Annotated in this window: 9 protein-coding genes; 4 read left to right on the forward strand and 5 right to left on the reverse strand. The window is 64.0% G+C overall.

What is annotated here, in order from left to right; genetic code table 11:
* Positions 1–43: 43 nt before the first annotated feature.
* From FIU28_RS24415 to cobS, 3 genes are all read right to left on the reverse strand, one after another.
* Entirely contained in the window at positions 44–1027 is a 984-nt protein-coding gene (locus tag FIU28_RS24415; RefSeq protein WP_143575676.1) for an esterase-like activity of phytase family protein, read from the reverse strand.
* A gap of 184 nt (positions 1028–1211) precedes the next feature.
* Positions 1212–3113 carry a cobaltochelatase subunit CobT gene (gene cobT / locus FIU28_RS24425; protein WP_143575677.1) on the reverse strand — a complete coding sequence of 634 codons (1902 nt, stop codon included), beginning with the start codon at positions 3111–3113 and terminating at the stop codon, positions 1212–1214.
* A gap of 218 nt (positions 3114–3331) precedes the next feature.
* The gene (gene cobS, locus FIU28_RS24430; RefSeq protein WP_143575678.1) at positions 3332–4339 is read right to left on the reverse strand and encodes a cobaltochelatase subunit CobS; all 1008 of its coding nucleotides are present in this window, start codon (positions 4337–4339) and stop codon (positions 3332–3334) included.
* A gap of 78 nt (positions 4340–4417) precedes the next feature.
* Here cobS and FIU28_RS26730 point away from each other — a divergent pair, with 78 nt between their 5' ends.
* The 3 genes from FIU28_RS26730 to FIU28_RS24440 all read left to right on the forward strand — a co-directional run bounded on the left by FIU28_RS26730 (position 4418) and on the right by FIU28_RS24440 (position 6443).
* Positions 4418–4642, forward strand: a complete 225-nt coding sequence (locus tag FIU28_RS26730) for a hypothetical protein (RefSeq protein WP_143579233.1) — start codon at positions 4418–4420, stop codon at positions 4640–4642.
* Positions 4626–5282 carry a DedA family protein gene (locus tag FIU28_RS24435; RefSeq protein ID WP_143575679.1) on the forward strand — a complete coding sequence of 219 codons (657 nt, stop codon included), beginning with the start codon at positions 4626–4628 and terminating at the stop codon, positions 5280–5282. The genes FIU28_RS26730 and FIU28_RS24435 overlap by 17 nt, the downstream gene beginning before the upstream one ends.
* 198 nt (positions 5283–5480) lie before the next feature.
* Positions 5481–6443, forward strand: a complete 963-nt coding sequence (locus tag FIU28_RS24440; RefSeq protein WP_143575680.1) for an acetyl-CoA carboxylase carboxyltransferase subunit alpha — start codon at positions 5481–5483, stop codon at positions 6441–6443.
* Between the two features lie 265 nt (positions 6444–6708).
* Here the strand turns inward: FIU28_RS24440 and FIU28_RS24445 are convergent, their stop codons facing one another.
* Entirely contained in the window at positions 6709–7656 is a 948-nt protein-coding gene (locus FIU28_RS24445; RefSeq protein ID WP_143575681.1) for a peptidylprolyl isomerase, read from the reverse strand.
* 363 nt (positions 7657–8019) lie between these two features.
* Here FIU28_RS24445 and secA point away from each other — a divergent pair, with 363 nt between their 5' ends.
* Entirely contained in the window at positions 8020–10863 is a 2844-nt protein-coding gene (gene secA, locus FIU28_RS24450) for a preprotein translocase subunit SecA (RefSeq protein WP_143575682.1), read from the forward strand.
* A 103-nt stretch (positions 10864–10966) separates the two neighbouring features.
* Here secA and FIU28_RS24455 read toward each other — a convergent pair whose 3' ends face one another.
* Positions 10967–11368: a DUF559 domain-containing protein gene (locus FIU28_RS24455; protein WP_143575683.1), complete on the reverse strand. Its 402-nt coding sequence runs from the start codon at positions 11366–11368 to the stop codon at positions 10967–10969.
* Positions 11369–11582 lie beyond the last annotated feature (214 nt).

Raw genomic sequence — 11582 nt, forward strand, 5'->3', positions numbered from 1 at the left:
CGCCCTGCGCGGGGCGTGCTGCGGGGCGAACTGCAGCGCGCCGTTATTCCACCAACGTGAACTGCAGCAGCAGCGTCCGTTGCAGCATTGAGAAATTGTCGTCGGATACCAGCGTCAGCACGGTGTCGCCGTCTTCGGTGACATGAACATCGAGGCCTTCGAAATTATCGATTTCGTGGCCTAAGTCGGCATCGAAAATCGAGGGACCATCCACCGTGGCGCCGGCGGCGATCGACGCCAGAGCGATGCGGCGGATGCGAATGCCGGCGCCGCCGAGCAGCGACAATTTGCGCTCCAGCACCAGCAGGTCGCCGGTCGGCAGCTGCGCGGCGTCGCTGATGTCGTAGCTGTCGGTGCGGCGCACCGAGAACGTCGCCGTCGCCTTGCCGCCGATCAGCCAGGCCATGATGTTGCCAGCGGGATCGAGGCCCCGTTCGGAAATCGCGATCAACGTTCCCGCCAGCGCAAGACCCTTGCGACCGACCACCAGCGATTCCAGGCTGCCATTGGACGGCAGCTTGCGCATGCCCGGCGGCTGCGGAAGCACCTCGGCGCGGGCGCGCACGCCATCGCGTCCGAAATCGAATTTCAGGATCTGGTGCACCCGCTCGAGGCCGACATAGACGGTCGGCCCATCGACCGCGATCGACTCGCTATCATACCATTTGCGCGCGGTGATGGCGCGACCATCGGGGCCCAGGATCGGCGCCGCCTCGACATCGGTCAGGCCGACCATCGCCTTGCCGCTATACGCAATCTTGCCGGTGAACCAGTTGCCCTGGTCGCTGATCGAGACGAAGCCCTCGCCCCTGGCATCCAGCCGGATGCCGGAGAGGCCGCCGAAGTCGCGATATTTCGAGGTGAGGATCAGGCCGCTGCGATAGCGCAACTGGCCGAACTGCACATGGCTGCGATCGCGGGTGTCGAAGGATGGGACCGGGCGGGCGTCGACCTCGATCGAGACAGGCTCGCGGGTCGGCGGCGGAGTGGCGGGAATGGTTTGGGCGTGAGCGAGAGATGAGAACATAAAAGCAGCAATGGCAACGATCGGCGCGCGAATAAAACGCCGCGCTATCGTCCCCCCTCCCCCTTGCGGGGAGGGGCCGGGGGTGGGGGTGCCACGGGCGACGTCGCTTGTGGTTACCCCCCTCCCCGACCCTCCCCCGCAAGGGGGGAGGGAGCACTCAGGCCGGAGCGCTGTCATAAGTATACTAATGCGTCTTGCGCCGGCGGCGGCCGGTCGGCGCGGCGCCTGACGTTTCGCTGAACAATTCCGCCAGCTTCTCGGTAATCGCGCCGCCGAGTTCTTCGGCGTCCACGATGGTCACGGCGCGGCGATAATAGCGCGTCACGTCATGGCCGATGCCGATCGCGATCAGCTCGACCGGCGAGCGGGTCTCGATCTCCTCGATGATGTGGCGCAGGTGGCGCTCCAGATAATTGCCGGGATTGACCGACAGCGTGGAATCGTCGACCGGCGCGCCATCCGAAATCATCATCAGGATCTTGCGCTGCTCGGAGCGGCCAAGCAGGCGCTTGTGCGCCCAGTCGAGCGCCTCTCCGTCGATATTTTCCTTCAGCAGCCCCTCGCGCATCATCAGCCCGAGATTCTTGCGCGCCCGGCGCCACGGCGCATCGGCCGACTTGTAGATGATGTGGCGCAGATCGTTGAGACGACCCGGGTTCGCGGGCTTGCCGGCGGCGAGCCACGCCTCGCGCGACTGTCCGCCCTTCCAGGCCCGCGTCGTGAAGCCGAGAATCTCGACCTTGACGCCGCAGCGCTCGAGCGTACGCGCCAGAATGTCGGCGCAGGTCGCCGCCACCGTGATCGGGCGGCCGCGCATCGAGCCGGAATTGTCGAGCAGCAGCGTCACCACGGTATCGCGGAACGTCGCTTCCTTCTCGTGCATGAAGGACAACGGATGGTGCGGATCGGTGACCACGCGCGACAGCCGCGCGGGATCGAGGATGCCCTCCTCGAGGTCGAAATCCCAGGCGCGGTTCTGCTGCGCCATCAACTTGCGCTGCAGCCGGTTGGCGAGCCGCGCCACGATGCCCTGCAGATGCGCGAGCTGCTTGTCGAGATAGGAGCGCAGCCGCTCCAGCTCGTCATGGTCGCAGAGGTCCTCGGCGGCGATCACCTCGTCGAATTTCGGCGCAAAGGCATGATATTCCGGCCCGCGCAGTTCGTTGGCGCCGCGGGAATTCGGCCGTGTCGCCTCGCCCGGCGTCTCGTCCTCGCCCGTCTCGCCTTCATCGAAGGTGTCGGAGGTCGAGGCCTGGGCGCTTTCCATCGACTGGTCGGACATCTCGTCGGAGGTCGCCTCAGCCTGGTCGGCGCTCATTTCCTGCGAGGCGTCGCTCTCCGGCGAACCTTCGGCGCCGGCCTGGTCGTTCTCGCCCTGGCGCTCGTCGTCCTCGCTCTGGTCGTCCTCGGAATCGGCGTTGCGCTCGTCGCCGAGTTCGAGCGCGGACAACAGGTCATGCACGGCGTCACCGAACTTGGCCTGGTTCTCGGTAAAGCCCGTAAGCTGGTCGAGGCGGTGCCCGATCTTGTCTTCGAGAATCGGACGCCACAGGTCGACCATCTTTTTCGCCGCGTTCGGCGGCGCCAGGCCGGTCAGGCGCTCGCGCACCAGCATCGCCAGCGCATCCGCCAGCGGCGCGTCGGCGCGGTCGGTGATCTCGTCGAACTTGCCGCGATGAAAATGATCGTCGAGCATCGCGCCGAGGTTCTTGGCGACGCCTGCCATGCGGAGCGAGCCGATCGCCTCGACACGCGCCTGCTCGACCGCCTCGAACACGCCGCGCGCCTGCGGATTGCCCGGCATCAGCTTGCGATGCACTTTCGGATCGTGGCAGGCGAGCTTCAGCGCGATGGAATCAGCGTAACCGCGCACGATCGCGGCATCGCGCTTGCTCATCTTGCGCGCCGGCTCCGGCAGCCGCGCCTTGCCCGGCGACAGGCCGGGCCGCTCGGCGGCGAAGGTCACTTCCAGCTCTGGCGATTTCGAGATCGCCCGCAGGCACGACGTCACCGCGCGCTTGAACGGCTCGGTCGGCGCTTCTTTGGCGCCGGTGCGGAATTTGTTGGTGGTGGGTGTCGTGCTCATCGCCGTCGCTTTCTTCCCCTCTCCCCTTGCGGGAGAGGGTGCGTAGGCGGCCTTCCGGCCGCCGTTATAAAATAACGCCGATGCATTGCATCGGCTACGGCGGAGCTAAGGCGGGAGAGGGGTCGTATTCTGCTGCGCCCCCTCTCCCGTCTCGAACCCGCTACGCGTGTTCGATCCACCCTCCCCCACAAGGGGGGAGGGGAAACAAGAAAAGTCTTTTAGCTCAGCGCGACGTTCACCGAGCTCTCCGGCAATTCCGCATTGAAGCATCGCTGGTAGAACTCCGCGACCAGCGATCGCTCCAGTTCGTCGCACTTGTTGAGGAAGGTGACGCGGAATGCGAAGCCGATGTCGCTGAAAATATCGGCGTTCTCGGCCCAGGTGATCACCGTGCGCGGGCTCATCACCGTCGACAGGTCGCCATTGGCGAAGGCGTTGCGGGTGAGGTCGGCGAGGCGCACCATCTTGTTGACGATGTCGCGGCCCTCATTGGTGCGATAATGCTTGGCCTTGGCCAGCACGATCTCGACTTCCTCGTCATGGGCGAGATAGTTCAGCGTGGTGACGATCGACCAGCGGTCCATCTGACCCTGGTTGATCTGCTGGGTGCCGTGATACAGGCCCGAAGTGTCGCCGAGGCCGATCGTATTGGCGGTCGAGAACAGCCGGAACGACGGGTGCGGCTTGATCACCTTGTTCTGGTCCAGGAGCGTCAGGCGGCCGGAGACTTCCAGCACGCGCTGGATCACGAACATCACGTCGGGGCGTCCGGCGTCATATTCGTCGAACACCAGCGCGATGTTGTTCTGCAGTGCCCAGGGCAGGATACCGTCGCGGAATTCCGTGACCTGCTTGCCGTCGCGCACCACGATCGAATCCTTGCCGACCAGATCGATGCGGCTGATGTGGCTGTCGAGATTGACGCGCACGCACGGCCAGTTCAGGCGGGCGGCGACCTGCTCGATATGGGTCGATTTGCCGGTGCCGTGGAAGCCGGTCACCATGACGCGACGGTTGCGCGCGAAGCCCGCCAGGATCGCCAGCGTGGTATTGCGGTCGAAGCGGTAATCGGAATCGACGTCCGGGACGTGCGGGTCGCCGTTGGAAAATGCGGGCACTTCGAGGTCGGAATCGATGCCGAACACCTTCCGGACCGACAGCTTGATGTCGGGGATGCCGCTGGGCGATCCGGTGATTTCTTGCGGTTTGGTCATGGCGGCGGTCATCAATCCTCCGTGGTCCCGGATTTTCCGAAACCAGTCACAATGGCTGCGAATGGGTGCTGCGGCGAACGTAGCAGACCAATGCTGCCGGACAAAGCCCACCCGGCCATCAAAGTTCCGTTGCAATATCATCAAGATAGATTGGCAGGATATTTTTGGAGGGCAGCCCTGCGAATCAGAAATGCTGCGCACCACGTTGTGGCCGCTCGATTTGCGGATCTCATCGCCCGATCAGCGGTTGTATTCGTATCTGCAATGAACGGCGCGCTGGCGACGGAACGGATATTGCGTGGCTTCCTGGATTGAATCTCTGACCCATTTCGTAGCCTTGCATGCCTGGCTCGGCTATCTCGTGCTGTTTCTAGCCGCCATGCTGGAAGCGGTGCCGGTGGTCGGCTCGGTTATTCCCGGCTCGACCATCATTCTGGCGCTGAGTGCGCTGGTGCCGTCTGGCGATCTCGACCTGATCGGCGTGCTGCTGGCGGCGGCCGCCGGGGCCGTGATCGGCGACGGCGTGGCGTTCTGGACCGGGCATGTGCGACAACAGCGCATTCTCGAGGCCTGGCCGATGTCGAAATACCCCGCACTGATCGCGCAAAGCGAGGCGTTCTTCCATCGCTTCGGCGTGCTGGCGGTGCTGTTTGGCCGCTTCGTGCCGCCGATCCGCGCCTTCGTGCCCGTCACCGCCGGCGCGCTCGGCATGCGCCCGCTGAAGTTCTACGGGATCAATGTCTCCGCGGTCATGCTCTGGGCACCGGCGCATGTCCTACCCGGCGTGTTGGCGGTGTCGATGCTACACCATTATAGCGGCCTGCCGCACGCGACCGGCTACGGCAAGCAGATCTGGATTCCGGCGGTCATGGTGATCGCCGCGCTCGCGGGTGCTGCGACGTGGTGGTGGCGTCGCCGCCGCCAGGTGCAGGCAGCCGCTGCGGCCGTCCGATGAGAGCTCTGCGACACCGCCGCGAAATCGGCGTTCAGCCCGCGGCGCCCCGCCGATCGCGACCGCGCGGATCGCCGCCATGAAATTAACTGTTTGATCTATAACGCCATTTCCTTCGCCTGCTTGACTTCCGCCGCATTTTGACTTGAAAAGCCTGCGATAGCTGTTTCGCCCGCCCGCCTGCGCCCCCATATCCATTGAATGTCCGAAAACATGCGCTCTTATCTCGATTTCGAAAAGCCTGTCGCCGAACTCGACGCGAAGGTGGATGAGCTGCGCGCGCTGGCCGCTGGCGGCAGCGACATCGGCGAGGAAATCGTTCGCATCGAGGACAAGGCGGCGTCCGCGCTGCACGAGCTCTATGCGAGCCTGACGCCGTGGCAGAAGACCCAGGTCGCGCGGCATCCGCAGCGGCCGCATTGCATGAATTACATCGAGACGCTGATCACCGAATTCACGCCATTGGCCGGCGACCGCAAGTTCGGTGACGACGAGGCGATGGTCGGGGGCTTCGGCCGGTTTCGCGGCGAGGCGGTCTGCGTACTCGGCCAGGAAAAGGGCAACACCACCGAAAGCCGGCTGAAGCACAATTTCGGCATGGCGCGCCCCGAGGGCTACCGCAAGGCGGTGCGCCTGATGGAGATGGCCGACCGCTTCGGCATTCCCGTTCTGTCGCTGGTCGATACCGCCGGCGCCTACCCCGGCATCGGCGCGGAAGAGCGCGGCCAGGCGGAAGCCATCGCGCGCTCGACCGACGCCTGCCTCGGGCTCGGCGTTGCCAATGTCGCCGTGATCATCGGTGAAGGCGGCTCCGGCGGCGCGATCGCGATCGCCACCGCCAGCCGCGTGTTGATGCTGGAGCACGCGATCTACAGCGTGATCTCGCCGGAAGCGGCCTCCTCGATCCTGTGGCGAGATTCCACCAAGGCCCAGGAAGCCGCCACCAACATGAAGATCACCGCGCAGGACCTGCTGCGCTTCGGCGTGATCGACCAGATCCTGAAAGAGCCCGCCGGCGGCGCCCACCGCGATGCCGCCTCGATGATCGCCACCACCGGCGACGCCATTGCGCAGGCCTTCAACGACATGCGCGGGCTGGATGCCGCCACCATCCGCCAGCAGCGCCGGCAGAAATTTCTCGATATCGGCCGCAAGATCGGCTGAGGTTACTCCCGGACAGCAAAAAGCCCGCTTTCTGCGAAAAGAGCGGGCTTTTTGTCGGGATCGTCACTTGAACAAGGATGCTCGAACGCAGCGGCTCCATCGTCCCTTCTCCCCTTGTGGGAGAAGGTGGCCGCGCGAAGCGCGGTCCGATGAGGGGTAATTCCAGGCTCGGAGCTTGTGGCCCCCTCACCCGTCTCGACCGCTTCGCGGTCGATCCACCCTCTCCCACAAGGGGAGAGGGAAGATCAGCGCGTCACGCTCAGGCTTACTTCTTCGCAGGGGCCATCTTGCTGTCGGCAGGCTTCGGCGCGTCGGCCTTCGGGGCTTCGGCGGGCTTGGCGACTTCCGGGGTGGCTGCCGCCTGGTCCATACGCTCGACCTTGGCGGCGGCGCGAAGGCCGGTGACGTAGTCGGCCTGCGCCTTGCGTACGACATAGGTCTCGATCTGCGGCTTGACCTGCTCGAAGGCCGGGGCCTGGCGGTTGCGCTTTTCCTCGACCTTGATGATGTGCCAGCCGAACTGCGACTTCACGGGATCCGAGATCTTGCCGGGCTCCATGGCGAACGCCACGGCGGAGAATTCCGGCACCATCTGGTCCTTGGTGAAGAAGCCGAGATCGCCGCCATCGGCCGCACCTGGGTCCTTAGACTTCTTCTTCGCCAGTTCGGCGAAGTCGGCGCCCTTCTTCAGCTCATCCGCGATCGTCTTGGCCTCGGCCTCGGTCTCGACCAGGATGTGCCTTGCATGAACCTCGGCCTCGCCGGTGATCTGCTTGGCGGCGTCCTCATAGACCTTCTTCATATTGTCATCGGTCACCGCGGCCTTGCCTTCGACGGCCAGCAGATTGTCCATCAGCAGCCGGTTGCGGGCGAAGGCTAGCTTGGTCTTGAAGTCCTCGCGGTCGGCGATCTTCTTGTCCTCGGCCGCCTTGGCGACGATCTTCATATCGATCAGGAACGACAGCACGTTGTCCTTCTTGGTCGCCGGATCCATCTGCGCCAGGCTGGGGCCGAGTTCTTCTTCCGCCAGAGCGACATCGCTGGCGCGGATCTCGGAGCCGTTGACCTTGGCCAGGACGGGGTTGGCGGCATCGGCCCCCTGGGCATAGACCGGGAAGCTGGACAGCATTGCCATCGCGAAGGCGCCGGTCAGGGCGGCCAGTGCGAGCCCCGGGCGCTGGCCCGGTTTCTTGGCGGGCGATACGATGGTCATGGAAAATCCTTATCTCGGGGGAAGGTGGGCTATCGGGGTCGGCGGGACAGTCACTTAAACGACCCCTCTTGGCAACGCGAAAACTCTGTCAAAATGATGAAATCCTTGACAGGTTCGCGACCAAGCGCCGCCGTTGACAACCCTCTGCCCCAGCCATATCTCTGCAAAACTGGCCGGTGGCTATGCGCATTTTCGGCTGTGCCCCTGCCATTGGAACGCTTTCGCCAGTGAACCCTTGATACCCTCTTTCCCACACATCATGGCCGGCCCGATCGGGCCTCTGGCCCGATGCGTTCCGGGGGCCATTTGCCCCGCTGACTACCTCACGGCGGCAACGCCGAACTGCAAAGACAGGATTTCGTTATGATCGGCGCGCTCGCCCGCAAGTTCTTCGGCTCCGCCAATGACCGCCGCATCAAGGCCTACTCGACGCGCGTGGCCGCCATCAACGCGCTGGAGCCGGAAATCGCCGCTCTCTCCGACGAGGCGCTCAAGGCCCGCACTTCAGAATTCAAGGCGCAGATCGCCGCCGGCAAGACGCTCGACGAACTCCTGGTGCCCGCTTTCGCCACGGTGCGCGAAGCCGCCAAGCGCACGCTCGGTCAGCGCCATTTCGACGTCCAGCTGATTGGCGGCATGGTGCTGCATGAGGGCGACATCGCCGAGATGAAGACCGGCGAAGGCAAGACGCTGGTCGCGACCCTCGCCGTCTATCTCAATGCGCTGGCCGGCAAGGGCGTCCACGTCGTCACCGTCAACGATTACCTCGCCAAGCGCGATAGCGGCTGGATGGGCCAGATCTACAGCTTCCTTGGCCTGACCACCGGCGTGATCGTGCACGGCCTGGATGATGCCGAGCGCCAGGCGTCCTATGCCTGCGACATCACCTACGGCACCAACAACGAATACGGCTTCGACTATCTGCGCGACAACATGAAGTACCGGCTGGAGGACATGGTCCAGCGCGGCCACTTCTACGCCATCGTCGACGAAGTGGACTCGATCCTGATCGACGAGGCGCGCACGCCTCTGATCATCTCCGGCCCGCTCGACGACCGCTCGGAATTCTACAACACCATCGATACCTTCCTGCCCAAGCTCGAGAAGAAGACCGATTTCGAGGTCGACGAGAAGCAGCGCACCGTGACGCTGACCGAAGCCGGCATGGAGAAGATCGAGACCCTGCTGCGCGACGCCGGCCAGCTCAAGGGCGAGACGCTGTATGACGTCGAGAACGTCTCCGTCGTGCACCACATCAACCAGGCGCTGCGCGCCCATTCGCTGTTCAACAAGGACAAGGACTACATCGTCCGCGACGACGAGGTGATCATCATCGACGAATTCACCGGCCGCATGATGCAGGGCCGGCGCTATTCGGAAGGCCTGCACCAGGCGCTGGAAGCGAAAGAACACGTCACTGTCCAGCCGGAAAACCAGACGCTGGCCTCGATCACCTTCCAGAACTACTTCCGCATGTACGCCAAGCTGGCCGGCATGACCGGCACGGCTTTGACCGAAGCCGACGAATTGTTCGACATCTACAAGCTGGAAGTCGTCGAAGTGCCGACCAATGTCGGCATCGGCCGCATGGACGAGGACGACGAAGTCTACCGCACCCAGGACGAGAAGCACGCCGCGATCATGGCCGAGGTCGAGCGCGCCAATTCGCGCATGCAGCCGGTCCTGGTCGGCACCGCCTCGATCGAGAAGTCCGAACTGCTCGGCGAGTACCTCTTGAAGCACGGCTACAAGCAGCTCGAATTCGACAAGCCGAAGGCGATGGACAAGCTCTACGCCGCTGCCCGCGCCGGCAAGCCCGGCAAGCTGTTCGCGGTGCTGAACGCGCGCTTCCACGAGCAGGAAGCCTATATCGTCGCCGAAGCCGGCGTCCCCGGCGCCATCACCATCGCCACCAACATGGCCGGCCGCGGCACCGACATCAAACTCGGCGGATCCCTCGAAATGCGCTCGCAGATCGAGACCGCCGACATCACCGACGAGGCCGAGAAGACCGCCAAGATCGAGGAGATCAAGGCCGAGATCGCCAAATTCCGCGAGATGGTGCTGGCCGCCAAGGAAACGGCCGAAATCGAGCCCGCCAAGGGCTCCAAGCCCGCCAAGACCGCGACGCGCCCCGGCGGCCTCTACATCATCGGCTCCGAGCGCCACGAGTCCCGCCGCATCGACAACCAGCTACGCGGCCGCTCCGGCCGCCAGGGCGATCCAGGCCGCTCGAAGTTCTTCCTGTCGCTGGAAGACGACCTGATGCGGATCTTCGGCTCCGACCGGCTGGATTCCATGCTGACCCGGCTCGGCCTCAAGGAAGGCGAAGCCATCATCCATCCGTGGATCAACAAGGCGCTGGAGAAGGCGCAGCAGAAGGTCGAGGCGCGCAACTTCGACATCCGCAAGAACTTGCTTAAATACGACGACGTGCAGAACGACCAGCGCAAGGTGATCTTCGAGCAGCGCGTCGACCTGATGAAGAGCGAGAACGTCGCCGACACCGTCGCCGACATGCGCCGCGCTTTCGTCGAGGACCTCGTCACCAAGCACATCCCGGAAAACCAGTATGCCGAGCAGTGGGATGTGGCCGGTCTGAAGGAAGAGCTGCAGCGCGTCATCGACATCGACCTGCCGGTCGAGGAATGGGCCAAGGAAGAAGGCATCGCCGACGAGGAGCTGCTGAACCGCATCGAGGCGAAGGCCGACGAGCACATGGCCGCCAAGGTGGCGCAATGGGGTCCCGACGTGATGCGTTACGTCGAGAAGACCATTCTGCTGCAGACGCTCGACCATCTGTGGCGCGAGCATCTGGTGATGCTGGATCATCTGCGCCAGGTGATCGGCCTGCGCGGCTACGGCCAGCGCGATCCGCTGCAGGAGTACAAGGCGGAAGCCTACAACCTGTTCGAGGCGATGATCGCCAACCTGCGCGAGGCGGTGACGGCGCAATTGATGCGCGTCGAGATCGTGCCGCCGGACGTGCAGCCCGAGCTGCCACCGATGGAAGCGCACAAGCTCGACTACAATACCGGCGAAGACGAAGTGGCATTCGCGAGCGCCGCTTTGGCACCGCCCACCGCCGAGCAGATCGCCGCCCGCGATCCGAACAGGCCGGACACCTGGGGCAAGGTCGGCCGCAACGAAGACTGCCCGTGCGGCTCCGGCAAGAAGTACAAGCACTGCCACGGAAGGTATGCGTGAGGGCTGAGGTTACGGGTTCTTATTGAGAAGCTGTCGCCTGCGGCACCCCCATCCCCAATCCTTCCCCGCAAGGGGGAAGGGAGCTGATGGGCCTTCGCTTTGATTACTTTAGCCCGATACGCCGCGCGTCGTGCCCCCTTCCCCCTTGCGGGGAAGGGGCAGGGATGGGGGTCACCACGCTCTGGATGACCTGAAGCACGCCATCCAGATTCCCCAGCACCTCGTGATTCCAGAACCGAAGCACCCGGTAGCCACGGGCTTCGATGAATCTCGTGCGACAATCATCCGCCGCGCGGTTCTCGTCATGCTGCCCGCCATCGAGCTCGATCACCAGCCTGGCCTTGCGACTTACGAAATCGACAATGAACGGCCCGATCAACGCCTGCCGCCGGAAGTGCGATCCACCAAGCTCGATATCGTGCTTCAACCGCGGCCACAGCACGCGCTCGGCATCCGTCGGATCGGCCCTTAACTGCTTGGCAAATTGTCGTTGTCGATCTTGCATGATCGAGCCTAATTCTGGCGAAAGCGCTCGTGGCGCCCCCATCCCCGACCCTTCCCCGCAAGGGGGAAGGGAGCACTGCTGCCAAAGCGAAATTACTGCGAACTAATATAAGCGAACTGACGAAGTCGGATCAGCTAGGTCTCATGAGCTTACACGCGATGCACTTAGCTTGCTCGCTAAGAAGCACCGCGGCTAATGCCCCCTTCCCCCTTGC

The sequence above is a fragment of the Tardiphaga sp. vice154 genome (assembly GCF_007018645.1).
Taxonomy (GTDB): domain Bacteria; phylum Pseudomonadota; class Alphaproteobacteria; order Rhizobiales; family Xanthobacteraceae; genus Tardiphaga.

Coding starts and splice junctions, on each gene's coding strand:
- FIU28_RS24415 (WP_143575676.1), bottom strand. CDS start 1,027: ATGTTCTCATCTCTCGCTCACGCCCAAACCATTCCCGCCACTCCGCCG.
- FIU28_RS26730 (WP_143579233.1), top strand. CDS start 4,418: ATGCTGCCGGACAAAGCCCACCCGGCCATCAAAGTTCCGTTGCAATAT.
- FIU28_RS24455 (WP_143575683.1), bottom strand. CDS start 11,368: ATGCAAGATCGACAACGACAATTTGCCAAGCAGTTAAGGGCCGATCCG.
- secA (WP_143575682.1), top strand. CDS start 8,020: ATGATCGGCGCGCTCGCCCGCAAGTTCTTCGGCTCCGCCAATGACCGC.
- cobT (WP_143575677.1), bottom strand. CDS start 3,113: ATGAGCACGACACCCACCACCAACAAATTCCGCACCGGCGCCAAAGAA.
- FIU28_RS24440 (WP_143575680.1), top strand. CDS start 5,481: ATGTCCGAAAACATGCGCTCTTATCTCGATTTCGAAAAGCCTGTCGCC.
- FIU28_RS24445 (WP_143575681.1), bottom strand. CDS start 7,656: ATGACCATCGTATCGCCCGCCAAGAAACCGGGCCAGCGCCCGGGGCTC.
- cobS (WP_143575678.1), bottom strand. CDS start 4,339: ATGACCGCCGCCATGACCAAACCGCAAGAAATCACCGGATCGCCCAGC.